Below are 24,841 nucleotides of genomic sequence, written 5' to 3'. Positions count from 1 at the left end.
TAGGAGGGAATCAAGAGATGACTGTGAAGACTAAGCACATCCATTTAAAAACACCAATACCAGGGCCGAAATCATTAGAATTGATGAAACGAAGAGAACAACATGTCCCCCGAGGTCCTTTTAATACATCTCCCGCTTTCATCGAACAGGGGGAAGGGGCCCTGATTAGAGATGTAGATGGAAACACATTAATTGATCTGGTGGGTGCCATCGGTTCCTTGAACGTAGGGCACTGTCCGCCGAAAGTGGTAGAAGCCATTCAGCGTCAGGCAGAAAGATACATTCATCCGTGTTTTCATGTGGCTATGTATCAACCCTATATTGATCTTGCGGAAAAATTGAATGAGATTACACCCGGAGATTTTCACAAGAAGACCTTTTTCCTGAATTCAGGTGCGGAAGCAGTAGAGAACGCTGTAAAAATCGCACGGAAATATACGGGGAGACGAGGGATTGTTTCATTTGAACGCGGGTATCACGGCCGAACCATGATGACCATGTCTCTGACTAGTAAAGTGAAACCATATAAGAATGGCTTTGGTCCTTTTGCCACAGACACTTATAAAATTAAACATCCATACTATTACAGAAAACCCCTGGGTATGACAGATGACCAATTGGACGATTACCTTCTTCAACAGTTGAACGATTTCTTCTTAGGGGATGTTTCTCCTGAAGATATCGCCGCTTTTATCATGGAGCCCATTCAGGGTGAGGGAGGTTTCATTGTCCCATCCAACCGTTTCGTACAGGAAGTACAGAAGATTTGCAGGAAACATGACATCTTATTCATTTCAGATGAAGTACAGACAGGATTTGGTCGGACTGGGAAAATGTTTGCATCCGATCATTTCGGACTTGAACCAGATCTCATTACGATGTCAAAGTCCATCGCTGCGGGTGTGCCCATCAGTGCAGTCACAGGAAGAGCAGAAATAATGGAAGCCCCGAATCCGGGAGAAATCGGCGGTACCTATGGAGGGAGTCCCCTTGGCTGTGTCGCTGCTTTGGAAGTTATCAATATGTTAGAAGAAGAGAACCTGATTCAAAGAGCGGATGAAATCGGCAAAATCGTGAGAACGCGCTTTGATAAAATCCGTGAACGTACGACTATCGTCGGGGATGTTCGTGGACTAGGCGCAATGATGGCAATGGAAATCGTGAAAAACCAAGACTCCAAAGAGCCTGATAAGGAACTCACAGGTCGAATCATAGCGGAATGCAATCGGAGAGGAGTCATCGTCCTGGGGGCAGGATTATATGGAAATGTCATTCGTATCCTATGTCCATTAGTTATTACAGATGAACAGCTGAATGAGTCACTGGATGTCATTGAACAAGTCATTTATGACCAGATAGAGAGAGACTAGGGAGGGGCACAAATGGAGAAAACCGTTGTGAGAAAAAAACTATTTATTAATGGCAATTGGGTGGAGCCAAAGTCTTATTCTGCTTTATACTCTCCTTACAATAAAGAGCTTATCGCAGAAGTAGCAGAAGGAACGGTTGAAGATGTGGATCAAGCGATTGAAGCTGCTGAGGGTGCGTATCTTACCTTCAAGAAACTACCTGCCCACAAGCGAGCGGAAATACTTGAAAACATTGCACGAATCCTGGATGAAAGAGCAGAAGAAGCGGCAAGGATCATCTCACTCGAAGCATCCAAACCAATTACTACTGCTAGGGGAGAAGTGGCAAGAACCGTTCAAACATATAAATTCGCAGCGGAAGAAGCTAAAAGGATTGGAGGGGAAACGATTCCCCTCGATGCAGCCCCAGGGGGAGAAAAGCGTCTCGGATATACTGTACGTGAACCTATCGGTGTCATTGCGGCGATTACTCCTTTCAACTTTCCTATGAATCTCGTAGCTCACAAGGTGGGACCTGCGATAGCGAGTGGTAACACAGTGGTTCTAAAACCGGCTAAACAAACGCCACTTTCTGCTTTCTTATTGGCGGAAATAGCGTGCGCTGCGGGCCTGCCTCAGGGAGCACTGAACGTGGTCACTGGGAAAGGTAGTATAGTCGGTGATTCGCTTGTCACTGATGAAAGAATCAAAGCTGTGACATTCACGGGAAGTCCGGAAGTCGGTATAGGGATCCGAAACAAAGCGGGATTGAAAAAAGTGACATTAGAGCTGGGGTCCAACTCTGGGGTTGTGGTTGATGAAGGAGTAGATTTAGAAAAAATCATCCCTAGGGCCGTACAGGGGGCATTTGCTTTCCAAGGGCAGGTATGCATCTCACTCCAACGCATTTATGTCCATGAAAATATATATGATGAATATGTAGAAAAGTTCGTTGCTGAAACGAAGAAGTTAGTGGTTGGAGATCCGCTTGAGGATACGACGGATGTAGCCGCAATGATTTCTGAAGGAGAGGTAAAGCGCGCCCTAGAGTGGATACGTGAATCAGTAAAAGAAGGAGCCGAAGTTGCCTGTGGTGGAGTCTCCAGTGGGAATATTTTGTATCCAACCGTCCTATTAAATGCACATGAGAGCTCAAGAGTAACCTGCCAGGAAGCGTTCGCCCCGATTGTCATCATCCAGAAAGTATCCGAGCTGGATGAGGCGATAGATTATATGAACCATTCACGCTATGGATTGCAGGCAGGAATTTACACAAATGACATTCATAGAGCTCTCGATGCCGTTGATGAGTTGGAAGTAGGTAGTGTATTAATCAATGATATTCCTACATTCCGTGTCGATCATATGCCATATGGAGGAGTAAAAGATAGTGGTACTGGCAGAGAAGGTCTTAAATACGCCATTGAAGAAATGACAGAGATGAAGTTGGTCATTGTCAATAGAAATTAAGGATGATAACGATTCAAGAGCCAGCCAAACTCGCAAGGGCCGGCTCTTTGAATGAGGGATTCCTTATAAAGGGCAGAACAAGGAGGGATGAAACATGTATGACTTTGCAATTGTTGGGGGAGGAATTGTAGGGTTATCAACAGGTATGGCCATTTTTCAGCGCTTTCCTAATGCAAAGGTAGCAATGATTGAGAAAGAGGCCTCTATTGCTGTTCATCAAACAGGACGTAATAGTGGGGTTATCCATTCTGGCATTTACTACAAACCAGGGAGTTATAAAGCCCGTTTTGCCCGAAAAGGAAACAAATCAATGATAGATTTCTGTCTTGAATACGACATTGAACATGACGTTTGTGGGAAAGTGATCGTAGCTACAAAGGAGGAGGAGTTGCCTCTTCTAGATAATTTGTTTAGACGTGGGCTAGAGAACGATCTCATGATTCAAAAAATAAGTAGGGCTGAATTAAAGGAAATCGAGCCACATGTTAACGGTTTAGGGGCAATTAGGGTCCCTCAGGCGGGTATTGTAAATTATAGGCAAGTAAGCGAAAGGTTCGCTGAACTAATACAGAAGAATGGTGGGGATCTTCATTTAAGTACCAGGGTTGAGAATATCCATGAAGAATCAGATCAAGTTGTGATCGAGACCAATCAAGGGACAGTCAGAGCTCGTATCATGATCAATTGTGCAGGACTACACAGTGATCGGATAGCTGCATCAGCAGGGTATAAAACGGATGTCAAGATTTTTCCATTCAGGGGGGAGTATTATAAATTAGTCCCTGAAAAACGTTATCTTGTTAAACACTTAATTTATCCGGTCCCCAATCCGAAATTTCCATTTCTAGGCGTGCATTTTACCAGAATGATTAGTGGGGAAGTCGATGCAGGGCCCAATGCTGTGCTTAGCTTTAAACGTGAAGGGTATAAAAAGACAGATTTTAATGCAATAGACTTAATGGAATCACTAACGTTCCCTGGTTTATGGAAAATGGCTCGTAAATTTGCGAAAGAAGGTCTTGATGAATATGTTCGCTCATTTAGCAAGAAACAATTTACCAAAAGCTTACAGGAATTGATTCCTGAAATCCAAGAAGATGATTTACTACCAGCACCGGCCGGGGTTCGTGCGCAAGCATTAAGAAGAGATGGAAATATGGTAGATGATTTCCATATTATTAAGGGAAAACAAATGATTCATGTATGTAATGCACCATCTCCAGCTGCAACATCCTCGATTGAAATTGGTAAAGCAGTGGTTAACAAAATACCAGAACAGCTTCACTTAAAAGAAGCAAAGCTCGTTTACTAAATTTTTTTTGCGGGAGGTAGATTCTTATGTTTATCGGAAAAACCATTTTTATAGCTGGTCACGCCCGTCTACCGCAAGGAATGGCAGCAAAAAATGTTTATGAAACATTAACGATTACAGCTGAAGTTGATGTAAAGTATGGTGTAGTACTAAAGGCATCTTGTACGTTGGCAACAGAACATGGCCGCGAATTTATTGGACGTATCTTAAGGGGAACGAGTTTAAATGATGGTGTAGCAGACGCATTAAATGAAATTCAGACCCATTACCGAGGAAAGGCAACCAATGCTCTTATTGCGGCATTAAAAGATCTTGACCTCCATTATCATCAGCTCATGAGCGAAGAAAAACTAAAGATATAATTCATCCACTAAAGTCATTTGACAGGGAGGCGAATAAGTAGTATATTTAAATTACTGAATATTTATAATATTTCCACCATTTAAACTTTTCGTTTATTTAATCGTGGATCGTTATTAAATAAGCAGAAACAGGAACATTAATTTAACTGCGAATTTACTGTGACTCTATTACCTAGAGCAGTAATGTGAATTTTAGCCAGTTGTACATGTAATCCCTTAGGTATGGGGGATCTTGTGCAGCTGGCTATTTGAATTTCTGTTTTCCTGATTCTTTCATATCAAACACCGAATGGGAGGAATTTGTTAATGTCTATCAGCGTTAAGAAAACAAGAGGGAAGTTTGAAACAATAACAGAAATGTACAGCATCAAGATGCACCCACAATCAAACCGTTTGTATCACATTACACTTTCTCAAGATGTTATTCAAGGGTTTTTAAATGCACTTAAACAAGATAATCAGACGGTTCTGCATTTAGAATATACGCCATACGCCCGTTTTATTGTTGCTTCTTTACTAGTAGATCAAGTGGGTGAAGAATTTGGAGTATTAGTGCGAAGCATCGTTCATGATCGTAATTCGGGAGGGTTCACGATTGGCTTAGAAGGGATTAGTCAAGATACAAATGAGTATGTTATGTTCTCAACAGCTATTTCTTATCTGCTAGGTACATCAAACTTTGATTCAATGTCAGGTAAATACTATGCACGATTTACTGTCAACCATACAGATCATAGCGACTCCTATCTTCGTCAAGCGTATCGGTCATTTACACTTCATACGGATGGTACATTTGTTGATGAACCGACTGATTGGCTGTTAATGATGAAAATGGTAGAACAAAATGCGTATGGTGGCGAATCGCGGTTATTACATCTTGATGATTGGAAAGAGCTTGATAAATTTGCTAATCACCCATTAGCAAATCATAATTTTACTTATAAAGCACCTTCAAGTAAGAATGTTAGTAAAGAGGTCCAACGCTCTACCTTCTTCAATCACAACAATAAGCCAGGTATATGTTTCATCGACCAATTTGCTTATCCTGAAACAATCGAGGAAGCAACATATTTACGCGACCTTTCTTATTCATTGGAAGAGGATGAAAGGGTTATAGAACTTGAACTTCCTGAAGGAGACCTAGTAGTTGTTAACAATATCTTCTGGCTCCATGGAAGGGCTGCTTTTGAGGTGAATCCCAACTTGAATCGAGAATTACTTCGTCAACGTGGAAGGTTTAACAAATAACGTACTGAATATGTTAAAATTGAATGTTTGGATGGTAGGCAAATTCATTTTCCGGACCTAGGTTAAGAAAATGAATTTGTTTTTTTATTATAGGCTCTTTTTGTAAAGTTTGTTGCTATTGTAGAGGAGAAAGTAATAGTTGATTTCCGCTACAGGATGCTCGCTTTCCGCGGGGCGTGAGTTGAGCCCCCTCGGACTTTGCCCTGTGGGGTCTCAACTTTCCCGCTTTTCCCGAGGGAGTCGAGCACCTTCCGCTCCAATCAACTTTCTATGCCTATATCCTTAATGGAAATCAATAAAAACAGAATTTTAGCAAACAACCTTATTTAAGGTGAGAAAAGATTGATTTCCCTTTTATAAGAAAAATTATTTTTCTAGTTACATTGTTTTCTTGCACATCTTTAAGCTCTGTCATAAAAATTCCGTTAAAGATGGTGAGTGGAACTGCGCAGACTTCTGTGGAAGTACGTGCGTGCGGAGACCCCGTTCGGCTAAGCTGAGGAGGCTTGGCTCAACGCTAGCTGCAAGCGGAGAAGTTCCGCTCACCATCCTGGTTGACAGAGCACTGGCAGATTCTATGCTGGAAAACAACAATCTTTGCGAAAAGAGCCTTATTATAAGAAATATAAGATTTTTCAGATGAAAAGAGTCAACCGTAGGTAAAAGTTTATGATTAAATATTGTAACTGCAGGAATCAATCAAGCGACAAATCTGTTATATCAGTGTGTAAAAAAGGATGTCTACTATTTTCCCTTAGTCATTATCAGTAGAATTCTGAAACTAGATATTATATACTATTAGGAAAAATTTATGAACAAGAGGTATCGTATGATTGATGGAAATATTATTAAATTTCACAGGGGAAAATTAGGGTTAACCCAGATTCAATTGGCAGAAGGTATTTGTTCACCGACCCACCTTAGTAAAATTGAAAGAGAGTTCACAGAGTATTCCGGTGAGTTAATCGATATATTCGCAAGCAAACTGGGTATTTCAATGGATACGGAGCGTGCAAATTACAGGAAAATGAAAGAGAAGTTAACTGAATGGGATAACGCCATCATCAAGGTTCAAACAAAATAAATACATAGGCTTAAAGAGGAAATACAAAAGGACATGTTAACACATTCATACGATCTCACTATTCAGTACAAATTGGTATTGTCTAGATATTATTTATTTATCAATGATCGAGTTAAATCAGAAGAAACCATTAAGTGGTTAAAACGTCGAATCGACCAAATGACTTCTTATCAAAAAACTTTCTTCTTCATGTAGAAGGGATCTATTTTTATTTTACAGGACAATTTGATTCCAGTATAAAGGTGTTAAAGCAAATTAGGGGTGATTATCCCAATTTAGAGTGTAATTACCACCTTGCTATAGCCTACCAGTTTATTCATTCGACTGCTTTGTCTTATCACTATGGCAAACTGGTATTACAATATTTCGAGAAAACCTTAAATATATTAAGAATGATCGATACAGAAGTGCTTAAGAAAAATGGTGAAGATGGTGGGTGGTCATGCAAAGGGTCACCTGGAACAGATGGAGGAAACAAGAACCATCCATCGAGTTTAAGAAAGGGATTATTTTTCTAAGGTAATTTAGCTATCCATAAGGTGCCGAGTGACCTCTCAATTGTCAATGAAGTGTTAATTGAATAAGCAGATTGCAATTATTTTAGGGGTATCTGTACTGTTGATTTCGACATTGTATTTTATTGGCCCATCTGATCAATCCTTCATTATACAAATGATATTTTTATTCTCCACTACTGTCATGTCTTATTCTTCATACAAAAACGGATCTACCATGCCTTTTTTACCGTTTTGACCATTTGTCCCCTGGTTACTCTCAGCTCGATATTGTTGAAGTTACTGCGGTCTTGAATTGTCTTTGATCGAACAAGTAACCTGCCCCACGAAGTTGAAAGGTTAGTAGAACGTAAAGAGGAGTTGTACATATGTCCAAGAGCTCTAATGAGAAATTGTTAACGGGTGGTAATGTCTCCGACGTTTATCAATCTGGTAATACTGTCAGAAGGGAACTTAAACCTGATAGCAAAAGAATTCACGCACTGTTAAAGCATCTTGAACACAAGGGGTTCGATTATGCTCCTGCATTCCTTGGCATTGATGAAAAAGGAAGAGAGATTCTATCCTTTATTAATGGCGAAGCTGGTCATTATCCGTTAAAACCTTATATGTGGTCTGATGGTGTATTGCAGGAAATAGCCAAAATTCTCCGTCAATATCATGATTGTGTAAGTGACTTTCCTATTGATGACAGTTGGGATTCCTTGGACAATACCCCGCCAGACCGGGAAGTGATCTGCCATAACGATTTTGCCATCTACAATATTATATTTAATCATGAAAAACCAGTAGGCATTATCGATTTTGATGTAGCTGCGCCTGGCCCGCGAATTTGGGACATCGCCTATACGCTCTATACATGTGTACCGTTAAGTAGATTCTTTGTGACTGAAACGGGTGAAAAAGTATATTATGAATCCATTCAGAATGCCGACCGTATTAAGCGCAGAATTCAGCTGTTCATTGAAGCTTACGGTGAAAGGTTTGAACAAGATTATATAGAAACGGTATTACAGCGAATAGAAGGATTATGTAAAACTATCACACGAAAAGCAAATGAAGGGGACCCTGCTTTTCGAAAGATGATCGCAGAAGGGCATCTTGTACATTATCAAAAGGATATAGCATTCATTAAGGAGTATAGAAATGAGTGGGGTTGAGTGCGAAAACATGAAACCCATTCAAAGAAACCCACCTCTAAACACAGAGGTGGGTTTCTTATTAATACTTGAGGTCAATTTCAAGATGGTTTATATAGTATCACAGACAACCCTTTAACACAAAGGATAAAAAGTACAGTAGAGAGAACCTTTGCCTAATGATGGATTTGTGATTGTTAAAACGTGAATGACTTGAAATAATTGGAACATAAACATTACTCGTATCCACAAGGAATTGAAGTAACGATCGTGACGTTTTTCAGTTATTAAATAATGAATCCAGGAGGCGTCAACAGTGGGACGAATTTATGCAAATAAAGATAAAACATGAGTTTTTTATAATGAAAGGATGAAATAGACTTGAAAATTATAACTGGTAATAAAAGCTTTTATCTGGATGAATTTCTAAAAAAACCTCTATTTGCACACCTTTCTACATTATCCAAGGAAGGGCCGCGAGAGTCACCTGTTTGGTTTTACTGGGAAAATGAACATATCTATATCATTGGAATCCCGTCTTCAGACAGTTTCCCTGGGAGAATCGAAGAAAACCCGGAATGTGCCATTGGTATCGTAGATCTCGATCATACAACAGGAAAAGTATTACATGCAGGGTTCAGAGGTAAAGCCACGGTGGAGCATTTTGATAAAAGAATCGCAACTCGGTTACTTGAGCGTTATCTTGGGCCAGAAGAAGAGAAGTGGGATCCGAGATTTCAGGGGTTAGGCGATAGCAATATTTTAATAAAATTTGTGCCTGAAACAGTGGTTGTAAGGGACCAATCTTTTATACCTAGCATTTAGGTTTTATATATTTGCGTTTTGAAGATCGTCAGGCAAGGATGGTGTACGATGATAGATTTATTCGAAAGTATGAAAATGGGGACGGAAAAGCAACAAGGCGCATATACAGCCATCATGGAACTGGATATCTTGAATAAGTTGAGTTCCTACAATCCTGTTCTATGTGGAACTCTGCCCATTGGTATAGACATTTGGGGTTCAGACCTGGACATTATTATGGAAGTACAGGAATTAGAGTCATTTGAAGAATTGCTTCAAACGTTGTACAACAAAAAAGATGGCTTTATAATCAAAAGGAAAACGATTAATGGAAGAGAAGTGGTGAAGGCGAATTTTACCTTTAGTGGTTTTGAGTTTGAGCTGTTTGGCCAAGCACAACCGGTACATAAGCAACATGCTTATCTCCATATGATGATTGAACATGAACTGTTGCAAAGATATCCTACTCTTAAACAGAAAGTGATCCATCTCAAAAAACAAGGATACAAGACAGAGCCGGCGTTTTGTAAGCTTTTTGACATTACGGGAGATCCTTATGAAGGTCTCATCCGGTTTGGTGTTGAAAAAGGAATGATCACAGAGTAGATTTGTTGAGGAATTTATCACGAATAATAAAGGCTACAGTAAAATATCTATATACAAAGACTCATGGTACAAGTTCAGTTGTAGTACTTGGATGACTATTTAAGCTCTAGATTGGGGCTGATTCTTTGTATAGGGATAAGTTTGTGAGTGCAGTCATTTTATTGCTTTTTTTCTTCCTGGTCATTCATATTGTACGCATCATTCTTCACGTTAAAATAGACGTAGTATACAGTATGGGGATCGGTCCTGTTTTCTTAATAGGACTCATTATTTTTCTTATTGTTTTTCTGTATTTAAAAGGTGAATTTGGCGCTTCTCTGGCAGCTCTCAAAACATGGAGTGATGACTGGTTGTTCTAGGGTAATGCAGGCATATTCATTAACACCCCAGGTTTCATGTAATGGAATAGGAAGTCTATCATCGTGGTCAAATCAGGACACTCAAGCACAGGTTACTTGAAAAGGGGGAGATTAAATGAAGACAAACCTATTAAACATACTGGAACTCATCAAACTGGGAGAGAAGCTAAAATCTGAAATGAGGCACAGCTGGCTTTCCAATGGCAGGCAAGAAAGCGTCGCGGAACATACATGGAGGGTTTCCTTTATGGCGATGTTGATAGAACCGTACTTAACACAGGAGGTAGATTCTTCTAAATTATTAAAAATGATCATCATCCATGATCTGGTTGAGGCGGAAGCAGGGGATGTCCCGGCATTCGATACCATGAATGACCAAGCAGCAAGGGAACAAAAGACTCTCAATGAGGGAAAATCCATCGAGAAAATAAGGGATACGTTAGGGAACGCATTAGGAAACGAACTATACACCCTGTGGTTCGAGTTTGAAGAGAAAGCGACATACGAAGCCAAAGTCGCCAATGCATTGGACAAAATAGAAGCACAGATTCAGCACAACGAAGCAGACCTCTCCACATGGCTCGATATCGAGCACAAGATGAGCTTTATGATGGACAAGCATGTCGGATTCGACCCAACCATGCAGCTCTTCAAGGACATTATTGAAGAGGAGGCGGAAGTGAAGATGAAAGAGGCTGGGATTGATACGGAGAAGATGAAAGATCCTTCATCAACCCTTTTTACATAGAAAATACCGATGTTCGGCTTGATTTTGATCGAAATCGTATGAAAATGCGCCATTTTTAGCATAGAAATTAAACTATACGGACTTTTTGAGGTCATTTGAAGGTCCCAACCTTCATTTATCTTTCTCCAACTGATTTTTTGATCCGTTTTACACTCTTTATGATCCGTTTTTTAGATAAATGAACCGATTTAAGTAACTTATGATCCGGAATTCTGATATATGATCCGTTTGTCAAAAAATCTTCAGCTGACGACAGAGTCTTGTGACCTGACACTCCACAGAAGCGTCAAGTTACTTGAATACGTAAATTCAGTCAAGAAATTTAGGGGGGGATGAAATGCAGATCCGTTCAGTGACAGGTTCAGACTACTATACGATGGTCACCGCTGATCAATGAGTGGTGGGGTGGTAGGAGTATGTCTGATAGGTTACCTAAATTGTTTTTCGATCATTTTACCGATACAAGCTTTATTGCCGAGAAGGATGGGGAAGTGTTAGGCTTCTTAATTGGATTTCTATCCCAGTCGCGACTGGAAGAGTCCTATATCCACTTTGTTGGCGTGCATCCCGAATATAGAAAACATCATATTGGAAAAGAACTGTACAACCACTTTTTCAATGTGGTCCGACAAAAAGGGAGCTATATTGTCCGCTGCGTCACGTCACCTGTTAACAAAGTGTCGATTTCCTATCACACCAAGATGGGATTTGAGATGGAAGAAGGAGATAGAGACATAGAGGGTGTCCCAATCCATACGGATTATGATGGTCCTAATCAGGACAGAATGCTGTTTGTGAAGAGGTTGGATTGATTCTTTTATTCATCACCTGAATAGATAGGGTGATAAACTGTTATGATTTAAGCAAAGTCTGATTGAATTAGTAGCAGGGAACTTCTTGTCCGAAGAAGTTCCTTTTTTATGTAAAAAATTAATCATGTCATTTGTATAATAAAGGTGGAAAAAGTTGTAACCTTTTAGGTGGTTCATTCGATTAATATATGAATGCAGAAAAAGGGGGGGAGAAACTTGGTTGATTCAGATGATCTTGAGGTCACCATTTCCAAACTGTATCAGGCGTATTATTTAGACGTATACAAATTTCTGATCTGTTTCTCAGGCAACCGAAACGATGCTGAGGATTTAACACAGGAAGTATTTATCCGCGTACTCAATCATTTATCCCATTATAATCAGCAATCATCCATTAAAACGTGGATTCTATCCATCGCCAAACATGTTGCCATTGACCATCATCGAAAAAAGAAATTTGTTACCATCTTTAAAGAAGGCTTCTTCAAAAAAATGGTTTCTACTCATAAACAACCAATCGAACAGATGGAGGAAAAAGAACTAAAGAAAACGGTGCATAATGCCATTTCCAGCTTAAAGCCCGATTACAGATCCATCGTTATCCTCAGGGGGATCAATGAATTCTCAGTAAAAGAAACCTCTGAAATTCTTCAGTGCAGTCAATCCAAAGTAAAGGTAAGCTATCACAGGGCTTTAAAAGAGCTGAAAAAGAAGATAAACGTAGATGCAGAGGAGGTATTAAGACATGCAAGGTGAAAAGGAAATCATCCAACTAATAAAAGAGACGTATCCTTTAGCACCCAGGAAGGATTTTGTTTCCAGCACTCAGCATGTATTAGAGAAGGCTGCAAGACGAAAAAGCAAAAGCCGGCGGTATAAAAACAGAACCCTCACGTCAATCGGATTTACACTTTGTGTCATAGTCGCTTCATGGCTTTTGTTTTTCGACGGAACCACCACCATCAATCGGAACTTGGCATTATTTGTAAACGATGACTCCTTTCTTTTTGGAGAGGAGGAACAACCTGCTATTTACGTATATCACTCCCATAACAAGGAGTCATTTATCCCCGAGATATCCACAAATCAACCATCTGAAGCGTTTCATGATTCGACGAATATTACATTAGTTGGAGAACGACTCCAACAATTATTAAACGAAAAAGGCATACGCGTCATTCATGAACAAAAGGATGTCAGTGATGTATTAGACAAACGCAATTGGTCTTTTGAGGATTCTTATAAAGTGTCGAGAGAACAATTCAAAGAGGTACTAAAAGATCATAAGAATATAGAGATGGCATTGGACATCCATCGGGATTCAAGGAAAAAGCCTGAAACGACCCTTAAAGTAGGTAACAAAGAGTATGCAAGGATGATGTTCATTGTATCAAAATCCAGTAGTAATTTTGAAGAAAATCTAACATTCGCTAAGCGCATGAGTGAAAAAATGGAAGGCAAAGTCCCTGGTCTATCCCAAGGAGTCCTGGTGAAATCGAAGGGAAATTCTGAAGAACAGAACACTTACAACCAAGATTTACTGGATCATTCAGTATGGTTGAATATAGGTGGAGTGGAAAATACTTTGGAAGAAGAATATCGGACCATGGAGGTTCTTGCAGAGGTGATAGAAGAAATAATGGAAGAATGAACAAAAAACATAAACAGCCACCCGCTTCCAAAATGAAGGGGGTGGCTGAATTCGTCTATGCAGCTTCTGTTTCCTTTTTCTGCTCATTTGCTTTTGATTTGAAGCTGATGAAAAACAAGATGGCCAGGATGAGAATGATAGATGCGAAAACGGTCATATTGGATTCGATCATGCTGACGAGGTTCCCAAGCACGATGCCGACCAACCCGAAATCTGCATCTCCAAACGTCGTTCCCTGGAACCCTAATGAGCCTAAGACCGGTAACAAGAGGGCTGGCAGGAAGCTGATCATCACACCGTTCGCCATCGAGCCGATGATTGCTCCTCTTCGACCGCCGGTTGCATTGCCGAAGACCCCGGCAGCTGCACCTGTGAAGAAGTGAGGGACGAGTCCCGGAACGATTACTTTTAATCCTAATAAAGGTAAAAAGAGCATGCTGACGAGTCCAGCAATGAAGCTGAATAAGAAACCGATGATGACGGCGTTTCCTGCGAAAGGGAAGATAGCCGGGCAATCAAGTGCCGGTTTAGCATGAGGGACGATTTTGTCCGCAATCCCTTTGAATGCCGGAACGATCTCACCAAGGAGCATGCGCACCCCGGCTAGAATAATATAAACACCGGCTGCAAATGTGATCCCCTGCATAAAGGCAAAGACCAGGAAGTTCTGTCCGCCGCTTAATTCTCCTTCAACGAAGGCAGGACCTGCTGCGCCTGCGACGATAAAGAAGAGGATGACCATTGTTAACGATACGGAGACGGATGTGTCTCTTAGGAAGCCTAGTGATTTTGGAACTTTGATTTCCTCTGTCGATTTTGACCCTTTACCGACCGCTTTACCGACAAGAGCAGAAGCCAAATAACCAATCGATCCGAAGTGGCCGACGGCAAAGTCGTCCGAACCGGTGACTTTGCGGGTGAAAGGCTGTAGCATCGCAGGCGATAGGACCATAAGTGCCCCGAGGATAATCGAACCTAGAATGATCAATGGTATTCCGGTAAATCCTCCAGTGGTTAAGATGACAGCGATTAAACAAGCCATGAACATAGTATGATGTCCGGTCAAAAAGATATATTTAAAAGGACTGAATCGTGCAATGAGAATGTTGACAATCATACCGAACAGCATGATCATCGCTGTCTCTGTACCAAAGCTTTCCTGTGCAAGGGCTACGATCGCTTCATTGTTCGGGATCACTCCGTCGACTTCGAAGGCTTTATTGAACATGCTGCTGAATTGCCCCAGGGACTGGACGAGTACATTCGCACCCGCCCCAAGGATGACGAAGCCCATGACCGTTTTAAGGGTTCCGGCCACGACATCTCCTGAATTCTTGCGCTGTACAAGGAGCCCGATTAAGGCGAATAGACCGACAAGGATCGCAGGTGTACCTAGTATATCCTTCATTATGATATCAACCATTTGTATCGCTCCTTCGTTTTATAGTGGACTACATATTTTGTTCCAGTGCTTCACGGAGTTCTTTCTTATCCATCAGGTTCTTCAATTTCACGACATGTTTACGGCCATCTTCCAGACTTTCTACAATATCCTCTGAACCGATGAAGAGATCCGCTTGCTCCGTTTTGGCTGTTGTCAGGTCCGTGTGGGACACTTCCGCTTCTTTTCCCATTTCCTTAAGTGCGGCTTTCACATTCATTTCTACAATCATGCTGCTGCCTAATCCATTTCCACATACGACTAATACTTTTTTCATCATTCGTTCCTCCTCTAATTTATACTTCAACTGTTTGGTTGATTAATTCAATCACGGTTTGACGATCACTTGCTGAGATTAACTGCTCCACATTGCCTTCATTGGATAACAGTTCTGTAAGCTGTGCCAATGCTTTTAAGTGGGTTTGATTATCGATCGCCGCCAGCACGATGACCAGCTGAGCGCGATGTTTTTCCTTTTCTGAGAAAAAGACGGGTTCTTTGAGTCGCAAGAAACTCATCCCCAGCTGTTCGACTCCAGTCTCCGGACGTGCATGAGGGATGGCGATATTTGGTGCGATGACAATGTAAGGACCCAATTCCTTCACGTTGGTAATCATGGCCTCTACATAATCCGGGCGAATCGATTGCTGGTCGATCAGTGGTTGACTAGCCACCTTGATGGCTTCCTCCCAACTGCTTACACGGTCTTTGAGCTGTATCGTTTGTTCTGTCAATAATTCATTGAGCATAGGCTTTCTGAGCTCCTTTATTCGGGGAGTATTTTGTTCTAAAAGGTGGACCAATTCTTTCTTCAGATCGTCTTCTTGATGGATTGTCGCATGGCGCTTGATGACATCCATCAGGTGATCGGTCACATTCTGTTCCTGTGGCTTCGAATCGAAAATCTCATTCATCCGTTGCATGACCCGTTCCTTTTCGAGATTGGTCAAGATGGCTGGAACATGGACAACGGGAATGTCCTTCTCCTTGATATAATTGGTGGAAAAGATGACGTCTGCCTTGTAATTTTTCGTTCGATATTCCCTCATCGAGATCGTACTGATGACATTCAGCCCGGCAATCAAGTTTTCTAATTGGGTGCGGAGCATATTGGAGGTCCCGATCCCATTCTCACAAACAATGAGGGCTTTGAACTTCGTCTCAACCTTCTTTTTCTCTTTCGTTAACCAGCCTCCGAAGTGCAGAGTAATGTAGGCCACTTCCGCGTCCTGCACGGTCTTCCCGACATACAGTTCCAAATGCCTCATCACCCGTTTGGTCAAATGAAAGATGTCCGGGTAGGTCTTTTGAATGCTCTCAGCCAGATCATTCGCGATAGAGAGCCCGTACTTCAGACGATAATACGTCGGTTTAATGTGGGAAATCAGGTTTTCTTCCAGTCCATTTTGATCGTCGAACACCACACAGGAGTAAAGTTGAAAATCATCGATCATCTGTTGAACGACTTCCTTCAGGCCTGATAATTCCCGTTCCGTATAACGTTTAAAGTTATCATGCTGGACTTTTGAACCCAACAGATTCATGGTAATGAAGCAAACCTCGTCATCAGTGAAAGAGACTTCCTTTACGTTTGCAAGTTTATTTGTAATATGCAAGGCTGCCTTGTATGCTTCTGTTTGGTGAAGGACCTGCTTTTCTGCTTGTGGAACAAGAATATACTCCTTTAGCTCTATACGCTTCAAGATCATCAAGATCTGCAGGGACAGGATCTCCACCATTTCATCTGTCAGCGTCAATCCCAATTCTTTTTCAGCTTCATAAAGAATCTCTCTTACCAAACGTCTTTGATCCGTTTCATGAGACCACGTGGCAGCTTCTGGCTGGATCATCTTATGAACCTCATTCCGGACGTTCTGCCAATCCGGGTGCGAAAAGATGGTTGCCAGTATATTGGAAAGCATCGTTCTTTTTGCATCCTCAGGACCACTCAATCGGTATCCTGATCCTTTCTTGTAATACAACTGCAAGCCCGCTTCGCTGAACTCTTGCTTGATCACTTTAATCACCTTGGCGATCGTCCCCCGACTCATGCTTGTCAGATCCATAAACCTTAGCATCGATGCATCTTGTTCTTCCAATAATATTTTGGCTTTAATCAAGACTTCCCGTTCTTGTTTTGATAATTGATACTGCCAATCTTCGAAACTTTGATCCTTAGAGATCATCAACTTAGATTTCGATGCAGGTGGCAAAAACAATCCTTCGCCATGCTTACTTTCAATGGGTTCTAATCCTTTAGTCCTTAACCAACTATTAATCTGATCGAGGTCATAATAAATGGTCCGTTGAGACAAATTCGTCCTGGTCACCAGATCTTTCGTTGGGATCGGATGAGTCGAATGTTGAATGATGGATAATAAGTGTGCACGCCTTTTATCCAGTACCATGAGGATCCCCCTCTGTTATCATTTTTGCATAATTATATTGTTAGTTAATTAGATGATCATCTTATGAGTCTAGTATAGGGGCTATTTACAAGTTGTGAAAGGGGTTTCAGTGTGCAGAGTTTGTATGGAGTAATTTTGCAAATTTGAACAGATGGGTGGAGCGGGGATTAGAGTGGCAAGTTAGGTTTGTCAAACGGGTTGTCGTTTGAAATAATTGGAAGTATGACGTTATAACTAGGAGGTAATCAAATGACGAATGATTTTTATTGCGATGAAGTTTTAAGTGGAAAACGGAAGTGAAAAAGGTGTTGGAGACAGAAAATGTCCTAGCCTATCATCATACCCGGCCGTTTTATCCTGTCCATATCGAGGCCAGTCCAAAGAGACATATTTCCTCACTCATTACCCTTGAAGAAAGGGATAACGAGTTATTACTTGAACTATTTGGGTTCATAAAAAAGGTAGCGTGTTTGGTCACAGAAGAGCATGGGGCTTGTAAAGTGATTACGAATGTGGGGAACTATCAAGACTCGAAACATCTGCATTGGCATGTTGTCTCTGGGAAGGCATTGGGGTAAAGGTAAAAAAACGAAGAACCGGCCCGACGCTTTCAACATCAGAATAGTTTATAACAAAGGAGAAATCACATGGCATATGAAAAAACCTGACCATTGGAGGTTAAGCTAAGTCGGTGTCCTTCATGACTCTTCATGCGTTAAGAGTCAGGATAGAGTAGAGGGGGACAGGTCCCAGTTTTCCGGGTTCATTCGCTTAATTTTGTACATTTCGACTTGATTTTGATCGAAATCGTATGAAAATGCTCCATTTTTAGCACAGAAATTAAAAATTACGGACTTTTTGAAGTCATTTGAAGGTCCCAACCTCCATCCAACTTTCTCTAGCTGATTTTATGCTCCGTTTTACCCTCTTTATGATCCGTTTTTTAGATAAATGATCCGATTTAAGTAACTTATGATCCGGAATTCTGATATATGATCCGGAATTCCGTTTTATGTTCCGTTTGTCGAAAAATCTTCAACTGACGACTTGAGCCTTTACTTCAAGGAAGCGTCGTGAAGGTACTGCTGCTTCGGAAATTTCTTGTTTTACTTAATAAAAAGGACGCTCCTTCTGCTTTTTCCTAGTAAGCAGGAGAATCGTCCTCTCATGATTTATGGGCGGTAAAGCTTAACCCACCGGGGGGCAGCCATCTGATTGCAGTTACCATCTTTTTTGAATAGAATCCTTCACATCGCCAACCTTTTCTTGAACCTTCCCTTTATCCTTGTCGCGTTCGCCTTCCGCTATTTTATCATTGTCGTTTGTAAGTTTGCCCCAAGCTTTCTTCAACTCTCCCTCGGTTTGCTTTCGCTTCCCTTTTACTTGATCATGATTTTCTCGCATCTTCACTACCTCATTTCTATAATATGATGTCTTAGTATTCATTATCCAAATGGGATTAAGAATAAACTAAAAGGTAATCGAAGCGAGATAGCAATTTATGTTAATTTAGTAACAAGGAAGAATACCAGCCTGACCTTTAATACGAAGGTTACTTATCTACAGGATTTTGCAAAATTAATTGAGTGAGTGCTTCTGTAGACAAAATGATTGGGCTTATCCAAAACGGATAAGCTTCTTTTTTATGAAATCAATGATTGAGATATCTGTATTAATTTGTAATAATTGGAATTACGATACAGTTGAACGGTGGAGGAGTGTTTATCTGGTGGGAGTATTATGGGTTTGAAACCATAAGTGTGGCCTCATTGACTGCCATTTTGATGGTGATCTTCCTTCATTTTATGAGAACTAAAAGAAAAAGGAAATTATCTATTTCCTTGTCCATATGCATACTGGGGAATAGTTCCTTTCTTATGGGGATTATATTGATCAGAGGTTGGAATGGGATGGATCGTCTATGGCGTAATGATCATGGTGATCGGTCTTCTTTGGTACATTGGAGTAGGAGTGTATAAAAGATTGGCTACAAGCAAATAACGTATCGAGCAATGGTTGAAAAGGATGAAGCGCCGGTCTCGAGCCTTCCCGGCGCATTCATGAAACATTATAGTGATGTGAGCTTTACGATTTGATTTTTAATTATGAAAAGAGGGAAGAGGATGAATCTATTCACACCAGTAATCTTAACAGCTGCTGTTTTAGCATTGGCTTGGATCGTAGGAAATAATGACAAGGTGAAGAAACAAAGTAAGTGAGGGATTGAGCGGAAGATCCAATCAAGTGCAGCACACCTGCAAGGGGGACTACAAGATGAAGGATGAACAAGCCCAAAAATAGATCCACCTAGTATTGGGGTATACAGGCCCCTGCTCATAGGGATAGCCATATTAAGAAATTTGTCTGTCATCCAGGATACGGTTGGTTACGCTTTGACGATGTTCGGGTACTTTTTTCTCGTGACTTACTTTAAATATGCTGATCATAAAATGGGTGCAACTAAGAAGGAAAAGGCGTTTTTTAGAATAGGGTTTTTAGTTGTTTTAGGAATTTTTGCTTTGATTTTGAATTAGACGAGGTTTTTCTATTTCCAATTAGTCAGTGAGTCTGTAGTGAATCGCCGGGACGGTACTTAACACACACGAGAAATTTACTTTTGGGGGAGTGCTATGAATACATTTATATATATGGTGAGACACGGAGATTCGCCTAAGGAAGGCAATGAAAGAACAAGAGGATTAACTGAAAAAGGTCTTTTAGATGCTCAATGAGTAACGGCCATATTGAAAGATGAAGAAATTGATGCTGTTATATCAAGTCCCTACCTGCGTTCCATTTTAACTGTTGAAAAGGCAGGTCAACAAATAGGACAGGAAGTGTCAGTGGTTGAAGACTTAAAAGAGAGGATCTTTTCATCTAAAGGAACGCGAGTATCTGAGGAGGAATTAGGTCCACTATTAGAGAAGTCCTTTTTAGAACCGAACTTCGCTTTAAAGGGTGGAGAATCAAATGTTGAGTGTCAAGAAAGAGCAATAAACGTATTAAAAGAACTATTAAATACTTATAGAGGAAAGAAAGTGGTGGTAGGTACCCACGGAGCTATTATGACGTTGATGATGGAATACTACGATAGCCAATTTGATTTGAAATTCTTACATAGCACATCTAAACCGGATATTTATAGAATGGAATTCAATGGTCAGGAATTAGTAAATGTTCAAAGATTATGGGAGGGATCTGCCAGAGGCATTTCTTAATAAGTGAAGAGATGCTTTCTTTAAACACGAATCCTATTTCACCGAATCACTTCTTTTCCGTAGAGCCAAAGAGCAGGTTTACTGATAAAAAAATAGAAATGAACGACCAAGGGGGACAATCATCATGTTAAAAGTAAGACCGCTAGAAGATAGAGATTATGAATTGATCAGGGAAGCAGAAAAAATCATCGAAAAGAATTATCGATATGGACGACATCACATTGGTTCGGCAGTCAGGTCGGCCGCCGGACATGTTTATTCAGCAGTACACGTAGAAGCAAACGTTGGAAGAATCACGGTATGTGGCGAAGCGATGGCTATCGGGAAGTCTATTTCTGAAGGCGATCACGAATTTGAAACGATTGTAGCTGTGGCTCATCCTCACCCACACGAAGATATAGAGAAATGTTGGGTCGTTGCCCCCTGTGGAATGTGCCGGGAGTTGATAAGTGATTATGGAAAAAATACCGATGTCATCATTTCTTACAACGGAGAACTGGTAAAGTGTAATGTATTGGAGCTGTTGCCGGAAAAATATACCAGTGATATTGAAGAAAATGAGAAATGACGAGGGAAAGTAAGATGTCCATCGTTGAAACCTTGTTATCCCGATATCAAAAAGAGTTTTCGGAAAATCGTCGCTTCATTGTGGGTATCGATGGGTTAGGAGGAGCAGGTAAGACCACGATTGCAAAAGAACTTCGCCATGCATTAGAGCTGGCAAATTGTGAAGCTTTCACCTTTCATCTTGATGACTACATTGTTGAAAAACATAAACGATATGGGACCGGGAATGAAGAATGGTTTGAATATTATTTTCTCCAATGGGATATTGGATTAATCGAAACAGAACTGTTCAGAAAGCTGCATACTAACAGTGGCTCTATGACTCTGCCTTTCTATCATCCTCCAACGGATATAATCATAACTAAACCAATCCATCTGCCCCCTTTTGCCATCATTCTTATTGAGGGTGTCTTCTTACAAAGGAAAGAATGGCGACGTTATGTTGATTTTATGATCTATATTGATTGTTCACATAAATTAAGAGCTGAAAGAGTATTGGACCGTGACCTATATCTCGGTGACGATCAAGCAAGGCTTGATAAGTATAAAAGAAGATACTGGTTAGCGGAAGATTACTACGTCGATCATGTAAATCCGATTGGGAGTGCGGATTATATATACAGGTAAATAATCGTCTTGGTAATGGTGAGTAAGTGCTGGTATTGGATTCAGATTATAGGTTTGGCTATTTATCATCCGATGAAGTTGCTATTACTCACTATAGAGGGCGCGGGAATTTCCTACTACGATGAGTATCAAGGCAAGAAAATAGTAACACAGTCAATCATTGGCTCATCTATATAAAAGGGGGACCATCGTGGTCTATAGAAGAAAGTTCTATCTTGTCAAAAAAGAGTTCGTCGAAACGTTCAATGATCACTTCAATCACACCATTTTGCCGAACCAACTTAAACACGGCTCGCGACTGATTGGGCGCTGGATGAAAGATATGGAGGAGAAACCGTTGAGATTTTTGCCATTTGGGAATACGACAGTCACGACGATTATGTGAAGATTGAAACCAGCATCAGGAATGATGAAGCGCATCTGAAACGTATCCGGGATTGGTACGAAGAGCATGGCAGGAGGGAATATGTGGCTAAGGAATATATCATAGAAATAAGAAATGAGGAGTTGGAGTCGACGGTCCGATGAATGGATTCACTTTTTTTGAACGCCAAAGATCGAAACAACCCCATTAATATAGAGGAAGATGGAATTGACAGGGTTAAAGGGGTCTGACCCTCAAGATGTTGATGGATCAAAAGACTGTTTTGGAGAATGAAACTTGAATGAGAGGGCTGACACTCATCAGGGGAAAGCTTCAGCAATTGCTATATTATTTCATGTTATTTTTTTTCTGAACAAAGGGAACGGACCTACATATTAAGGAAATGAAGAACGATATCAATCATAAGGGACACCTTGAGTCAGCTTTTTATTTGCATGTTAATGAATCGTTAAACCTATACTATCTGTTGAGGTGAAAAATATGTATAAACTGTTGTCTCATAATGATCTCGATGGAGTCGGCTGCGGTATTTTAGCCAAACTTTCTTTTGGCGAGCAGGTTAAAGTACGCTACAATTCAATTTCAGGTCTTAATCGTGAAGTGGAATGGTTTTTAGAAAATGAGGGGAAAGATACTTCTTTATTGATTACAGATTTGTCTGTCAGTGAAGAAAATGAAAAAAGGCTGGAAGAATTCTTTCGTGCAGGTGGAAAGGTAAAGTTGATTGATCACCATAAAACGGCTCTCCGGTATAATGATTATAAGTGGGGCCACGTTGTGGTGGAGGACGAGGAAGGGAAGTTAACTTCAGCTACTTCTTTATTATATGAATACCTCATTTCTCATCAATTAATGGAACCGACAGATGCAATAGCGGAATTTGTTGAACTCGTAAGGCAATACGATACGTGGGAATGGGAGAAAAATGAAAACTACCATGCACAGCGACTGAATGCATTATTTTTTCTTATTTCAATAGATGAATTTGAAGAAAAAATGATTTCTCGGCTGCAAACGAGTGACCATTTCCACTTTGATGAATTTGAAACAAAAATTCTTGATATGGAAGAAAAGAAAATTGACAGATACATTCGCAGGAAAAGAAGGGAGCTCGTTCAAACAGAGACAGGGGGATTGTTTGCGGGTGTGGTTTATGCGGAATCGTATCACTCCGAACTCGGGAATGAACTTGGTAAAGAAAATCCGCATCTGGATTATATAGCAATCCTAAATATTGGCGGCAAACGAATGGGTTTTCGAACTATCCACGATCATATTGATGTATCTGAAGTTGCTGCACAATTCGGTGGCGGCGGACATGCAAAAGCAGCCGGGTGCACTTTAACGGAAGATGCCTACAGGCAATTTGTAACCGATACCTATCATCTTCAATCGATACCAGAGGATGCGAAAAGAAATCGATATAATGTAAAAGAATCCACTTTTGGTACTATGTATAGAAACAGAAGGGATGAGATCTACTTTATACATCCTTTGGAAAACGGGGCATGGGTGATTGAAAAAAATAAAACAATAATCGAACAGACCCACCCAAGTTTTGAAGAAGCGGAAAAGCTCTTAAAAAGAAAATATTCAGCATGGCTTATAAAAGATGATGATTTCGTCAGAAACTTAATAGAAGAGGTAAAAAAAGCTAGATAGTTTCAAAAAAGCGAACAGTCGCCAGCGTTCGCTTCTTTGAGGCTTTCATCATTTTAATACTTTGTTAAATGATTTCAGTGGTACCATTTTGTGAGAGAAATAAGACAAAACAGATCAAGTGGGAAAAGGTAAAGGAACTTTCTCACATACCTATTATTAGCCTGTTTTGTGAAGAGGATTTGATCCCGTATAATGAGAAGAATAACTATAGGTGCAGTAAATCTCCATTCGTCATGCATAGACAACATTCCTCGAAAGGGAGCGATGGCTGAACATCACAACCGTCCATATGCTTCTTATATCATTCATTGTAAATGATCGCTTTTTGGGATCTGCCCCTGCACGTTACAGTATCAGCGCGTAGGGGGTAGATCCCGTTTTGTTGATCAAATTTTGGGTTCCAAAATAATGAAAATTCGACATGAATGCTCAATTATTTAATATCCAGCTCAATTAATCTGAAACCTGCTCAATTATTCCAAATCCTGCTTGAAAGTGGTTCAAACCGGCACGATTATGGGCCAGAGGTGATGTTCTAAGCGTTCAACTGTCAATTTTTTGCAAAAACCTACGGTGATCAGGTCCCCCCTTTCTTACTTATGAAGGAAAGGAAACCCCCATAGAACGCAGAGCTTCTTTTGCTTGAAGTAAATAGGCCTCTGCTTGATCTTGCCATTGAATAATGATTTGAATGACTGGTTTAAATTCAGGGCTTGCGTTTTCTTCCATCACCGTTAACCCCTCACGTACCTGTTTATCTTGATTTTCAGCATTGATGATACAGGTAACAAGTGTTGTGATGATCGTTTGTTGTTGCTCGCCATTGAATAGTCTCATAGCAGATCCTACGGAGGTTACACGATGGTAAGAAGCAGGGACTAAATGACTGTGCATTTCATTATTACCCTCTAAGTTCTTTGTTTGTGGTATATGGAATAGCTCGCTGCTTATGGCACATACCATCTCTTCTGCATTCAAGCTTTCCTGCAAGACGGTCACGATCGGTTCCCAGCCGTTCACTCTAAAGTAGTGTGGATACATACAATCATCTCCTATGTCTGATAAATGTCATGC

General features: G+C 40.6%; 23 protein-coding genes and 4 pseudogenes. 22 read left to right on the top strand and 5 right to left on the bottom strand.

Going from position 1 to position 24,841, the window contains the following annotated elements; translation table 11 throughout:
• Positions 1 to 17: 17 nt before the first annotated feature.
• The 15 genes and pseudogenes from gabT to spoIIP all read left to right on the top strand — a co-directional run bounded on the left by gabT (position 18) and on the right by spoIIP (position 13,459).
• Positions 18 to 1,370, top strand: coding sequence for a 4-aminobutyrate--2-oxoglutarate transaminase (gene gabT / locus AC6CIB_RS07685; RefSeq protein ID WP_498279343.1), 1,353 nt, complete (start codon positions 18 to 20; stop codon positions 1,368 to 1,370).
• 12 nt (positions 1,371 to 1,382) lie between these two features.
• Positions 1,383 to 2,819 carry an aldehyde dehydrogenase family protein gene (locus AC6CIB_RS07680; RefSeq protein ID WP_498279341.1) on the top strand — a complete coding sequence of 479 codons (1,437 nt, stop codon included), beginning with the start codon at positions 1,383 to 1,385 and terminating at the stop codon, positions 2,817 to 2,819.
• Between the two features lie 94 nt (positions 2,820 to 2,913).
• Positions 2,914 to 4,131, top strand: coding sequence for an L-2-hydroxyglutarate dehydrogenase (gene lhgD / locus AC6CIB_RS07675; RefSeq protein ID WP_498279339.1), 1,218 nt, complete (start codon positions 2,914 to 2,916; stop codon positions 4,129 to 4,131).
• A gap of 26 nt (positions 4,132 to 4,157) precedes the next feature.
• Positions 4,158 to 4,493 carry a DUF3870 domain-containing protein gene (locus tag AC6CIB_RS07670; protein ID WP_498279337.1) on the top strand — a complete coding sequence of 112 codons (336 nt, stop codon included), beginning with the start codon at positions 4,158 to 4,160 and terminating at the stop codon, positions 4,491 to 4,493.
• Positions 4,494 to 4,799: 306 nt separating this feature from the next.
• Positions 4,800 to 5,741, top strand: coding sequence for a glutarate dioxygenase GlaH (glaH, locus tag AC6CIB_RS07665; RefSeq protein WP_498279335.1), 942 nt, complete (start codon positions 4,800 to 4,802; stop codon positions 5,739 to 5,741).
• A gap of 829 nt (positions 5,742 to 6,570) precedes the next feature.
• Positions 6,571 to 6,825, top strand: a complete 255-nt coding sequence (locus AC6CIB_RS07660; protein ID WP_498279333.1) for a helix-turn-helix domain-containing protein — start codon at positions 6,571 to 6,573, stop codon at positions 6,823 to 6,825.
• A 134-nt stretch (positions 6,826 to 6,959) separates the two neighbouring features.
• Positions 6,960 to 7,343, top strand: coding sequence for a hypothetical protein (locus tag AC6CIB_RS07655; RefSeq protein ID WP_498279331.1), 384 nt, complete (start codon positions 6,960 to 6,962; stop codon positions 7,341 to 7,343).
• Positions 7,344 to 7,708: 365 nt separating this feature from the next.
• Positions 7,709 to 8,500, top strand: coding sequence for a phosphotransferase enzyme family protein (locus AC6CIB_RS07650; RefSeq protein ID WP_498279329.1), 792 nt, complete (start codon positions 7,709 to 7,711; stop codon positions 8,498 to 8,500).
• Between the two features lie 360 nt (positions 8,501 to 8,860).
• Entirely contained in the window at positions 8,861 to 9,304 is a 444-nt protein-coding gene (locus AC6CIB_RS07645) for a pyridoxamine 5'-phosphate oxidase family protein (protein WP_498279327.1), read from the top strand.
• Between the two features lie 48 nt (positions 9,305 to 9,352).
• Complete coding sequence (locus AC6CIB_RS07640; protein WP_498279325.1) at positions 9,353 to 9,889, top strand: DUF4269 domain-containing protein; 537 nt, start codon at positions 9,353 to 9,355, stop codon at positions 9,887 to 9,889.
• Positions 9,890 to 10,032: 143 nt separating this feature from the next.
• The gene (locus tag AC6CIB_RS07635) at positions 10,033 to 10,248 is read left to right on the top strand and encodes a hypothetical protein (RefSeq protein WP_498279323.1); all 216 of its coding nucleotides are present in this window, start codon (positions 10,033 to 10,035) and stop codon (positions 10,246 to 10,248) included.
• Between the two features lie 115 nt (positions 10,249 to 10,363).
• On the top strand, positions 10,364 to 10,996 hold the full coding sequence (locus AC6CIB_RS07630) for an HD domain-containing protein (RefSeq protein WP_498279321.1): 633 nt from the start codon (positions 10,364 to 10,366) through the stop codon (positions 10,994 to 10,996).
• Positions 10,997 to 11,333: 337 nt separating this feature from the next.
• Positions 11,334 to 11,808, top strand: a pseudogene (locus AC6CIB_RS07625) (GNAT family N-acetyltransferase).
• Positions 11,809 to 12,024: 216 nt separating this feature from the next.
• Complete coding sequence (locus AC6CIB_RS07620; protein WP_498279319.1) at positions 12,025 to 12,564, top strand: RNA polymerase sigma factor; 540 nt, start codon at positions 12,025 to 12,027, stop codon at positions 12,562 to 12,564.
• On the top strand, positions 12,554 to 13,459 hold the full coding sequence (gene spoIIP, locus AC6CIB_RS07615; RefSeq protein WP_498279317.1) for a stage II sporulation protein P: 906 nt from the start codon (positions 12,554 to 12,556) through the stop codon (positions 13,457 to 13,459). The genes AC6CIB_RS07620 and spoIIP overlap by 11 nt, the downstream gene beginning before the upstream one ends.
• A 55-nt stretch (positions 13,460 to 13,514) precedes the next feature.
• Here the strand turns inward: spoIIP and ulaA are convergent, their stop codons facing one another.
• Genes ulaA through AC6CIB_RS07600 form a run of 3 tightly spaced genes read right to left on the bottom strand, consistent with a single transcriptional unit; the run spans position 13,515 to position 17,308 of the window.
• Positions 13,515 to 14,882, bottom strand: coding sequence for a PTS ascorbate transporter subunit IIC (gene ulaA, locus AC6CIB_RS07610; RefSeq protein ID WP_498279315.1), 1,368 nt, complete (start codon positions 14,880 to 14,882; stop codon positions 13,515 to 13,517).
• A 28-nt stretch (positions 14,883 to 14,910) separates the two neighbouring features.
• Positions 14,911 to 15,177 carry a PTS sugar transporter subunit IIB gene (locus tag AC6CIB_RS07605; RefSeq protein ID WP_498279313.1) on the bottom strand — a complete coding sequence of 89 codons (267 nt, stop codon included), beginning with the start codon at positions 15,175 to 15,177 and terminating at the stop codon, positions 14,911 to 14,913.
• 19 nt (positions 15,178 to 15,196) lie between these two features.
• Positions 15,197 to 17,308: a BglG family transcription antiterminator gene (locus tag AC6CIB_RS07600; protein ID WP_498279311.1), complete on the bottom strand. Its 2,112-nt coding sequence runs from the start codon at positions 17,306 to 17,308 to the stop codon at positions 15,197 to 15,199.
• 249 nt (positions 17,309 to 17,557) lie between these two features.
• Here AC6CIB_RS07600 and AC6CIB_RS07595 point away from each other — a divergent pair.
• Positions 17,558 to 17,886, top strand: a pseudogene (locus AC6CIB_RS07595) (HIT domain-containing protein).
• Positions 17,887 to 18,529: 643 nt separating this feature from the next.
• On the opposite strand, the gene AC6CIB_RS07590 reads toward AC6CIB_RS07595, so the two are convergent.
• On the bottom strand, positions 18,530 to 18,712 hold the full coding sequence (locus tag AC6CIB_RS07590; RefSeq protein ID WP_498279309.1) for a CsbD family protein: 183 nt from the start codon (positions 18,710 to 18,712) through the stop codon (positions 18,530 to 18,532).
• 314 nt (positions 18,713 to 19,026) lie between these two features.
• Here AC6CIB_RS07590 and AC6CIB_RS07585 point away from each other — a divergent pair, with 314 nt between their 5' ends.
• The 6 genes and pseudogenes from AC6CIB_RS07585 (at position 19,027) to AC6CIB_RS07560 (ending at position 23,767) form a co-directional block, all read left to right on the top strand.
• On the top strand, positions 19,027 to 19,287 hold the full coding sequence (locus AC6CIB_RS07585; RefSeq protein ID WP_498279307.1) for a YesK family protein: 261 nt from the start codon (positions 19,027 to 19,029) through the stop codon (positions 19,285 to 19,287).
• A gap of 651 nt (positions 19,288 to 19,938) precedes the next feature.
• A pseudogene (locus AC6CIB_RS07580) lies at positions 19,939 to 20,526 on the top strand (histidine phosphatase family protein).
• Positions 20,527 to 20,650: 124 nt separating this feature from the next.
• The gene (locus tag AC6CIB_RS07575) at positions 20,651 to 21,094 is read left to right on the top strand and encodes a cytidine deaminase (protein WP_498279305.1); all 444 of its coding nucleotides are present in this window, start codon (positions 20,651 to 20,653) and stop codon (positions 21,092 to 21,094) included.
• A 14-nt stretch (positions 21,095 to 21,108) separates the two neighbouring features.
• The gene (locus tag AC6CIB_RS07570) at positions 21,109 to 21,720 is read left to right on the top strand and encodes a kinase (RefSeq protein ID WP_498279303.1); all 612 of its coding nucleotides are present in this window, start codon (positions 21,109 to 21,111) and stop codon (positions 21,718 to 21,720) included.
• A 190-nt stretch (positions 21,721 to 21,910) separates the two neighbouring features.
• A pseudogene (locus AC6CIB_RS07565) lies at positions 21,911 to 22,248 on the top strand (NIPSNAP family protein).
• Between the two features lie 337 nt (positions 22,249 to 22,585).
• Positions 22,586 to 23,767: a DHH family phosphoesterase gene (locus tag AC6CIB_RS07560; protein ID WP_498279301.1), complete on the top strand. Its 1,182-nt coding sequence runs from the start codon at positions 22,586 to 22,588 to the stop codon at positions 23,765 to 23,767.
• A 597-nt stretch (positions 23,768 to 24,364) separates the two neighbouring features.
• On the opposite strand, the gene AC6CIB_RS07555 is transcribed toward AC6CIB_RS07560, so the two are convergent.
• A complete protein-coding gene (locus tag AC6CIB_RS07555; protein ID WP_498279299.1) occupies positions 24,365 to 24,808 on the bottom strand; it encodes a hypothetical protein in 444 nt (147 codons plus the stop codon).
• Positions 24,809 to 24,841: the final 33 nt, after the last annotated feature.

It is taken from the genome of Rossellomorea sp. GQ25 (assembly GCF_059758515.1).
Note: the sequence above shows the minus strand (reverse complement) of the source record. Positions and strands in the feature narration are given on the sequence as shown.

What these genes read in the sequence shown, in the direction of transcription:
- glaH (WP_498279335.1), top strand. Translation starts at nt 4,800, where the DNA reads ATGTCTATCAGCGTTAAGAAAACAAGAGGGAAGTTTGAAACAATAACA.
- lhgD (WP_498279339.1), top strand. Translation starts at nt 2,914, where the DNA reads ATGTATGACTTTGCAATTGTTGGGGGAGGAATTGTAGGGTTATCAACA.
- AC6CIB_RS07650 (WP_498279329.1), top strand. Translation starts at nt 7,709, where the DNA reads ATGTCCAAGAGCTCTAATGAGAAATTGTTAACGGGTGGTAATGTCTCC.
- AC6CIB_RS07575 (WP_498279305.1), top strand. Translation starts at nt 20,651, where the DNA reads ATGTTAAAAGTAAGACCGCTAGAAGATAGAGATTATGAATTGATCAGG.
- AC6CIB_RS07670 (WP_498279337.1), top strand. Translation starts at nt 4,158, where the DNA reads ATGTTTATCGGAAAAACCATTTTTATAGCTGGTCACGCCCGTCTACCG.
- AC6CIB_RS07590 (WP_498279309.1), bottom strand. Translation starts at nt 18,712, where the DNA reads ATGCGAGAAAATCATGATCAAGTAAAAGGGAAGCGAAAGCAAACCGAG.
- AC6CIB_RS07680 (WP_498279341.1), top strand. Translation starts at nt 1,383, where the DNA reads ATGGAGAAAACCGTTGTGAGAAAAAAACTATTTATTAATGGCAATTGG.
- AC6CIB_RS07605 (WP_498279313.1), bottom strand. Translation starts at nt 15,177, where the DNA reads ATGAAAAAAGTATTAGTCGTATGTGGAAATGGATTAGGCAGCAGCATG.
- ulaA (WP_498279315.1), bottom strand. Translation starts at nt 14,882, where the DNA reads ATGGTTGATATCATAATGAAGGATATACTAGGTACACCTGCGATCCTT.
- spoIIP (WP_498279317.1), top strand. Translation starts at nt 12,554, where the DNA reads ATGCAAGGTGAAAAGGAAATCATCCAACTAATAAAAGAGACGTATCCT.
- gabT (WP_498279343.1), top strand. Translation starts at nt 18, where the DNA reads ATGACTGTGAAGACTAAGCACATCCATTTAAAAACACCAATACCAGGG.
- AC6CIB_RS07630 (WP_498279321.1), top strand. Translation starts at nt 10,364, where the DNA reads ATGAAGACAAACCTATTAAACATACTGGAACTCATCAAACTGGGAGAG.
- AC6CIB_RS07560 (WP_498279301.1), top strand. Translation starts at nt 22,586, where the DNA reads ATGTATAAACTGTTGTCTCATAATGATCTCGATGGAGTCGGCTGCGGT.
- AC6CIB_RS07570 (WP_498279303.1), top strand. Translation starts at nt 21,109, where the DNA reads ATGTCCATCGTTGAAACCTTGTTATCCCGATATCAAAAAGAGTTTTCG.
- AC6CIB_RS07660 (WP_498279333.1), top strand. Translation starts at nt 6,571, where the DNA reads ATGATTGATGGAAATATTATTAAATTTCACAGGGGAAAATTAGGGTTA.
- AC6CIB_RS07640 (WP_498279325.1), top strand. Translation starts at nt 9,353, where the DNA reads ATGATAGATTTATTCGAAAGTATGAAAATGGGGACGGAAAAGCAACAA.
- AC6CIB_RS07600 (WP_498279311.1), bottom strand. Translation starts at nt 17,308, where the DNA reads ATGGTACTGGATAAAAGGCGTGCACACTTATTATCCATCATTCAACAT.
- AC6CIB_RS07555 (WP_498279299.1), bottom strand. Translation starts at nt 24,808, where the DNA reads ATGTATCCACACTACTTTAGAGTGAACGGCTGGGAACCGATCGTGACC.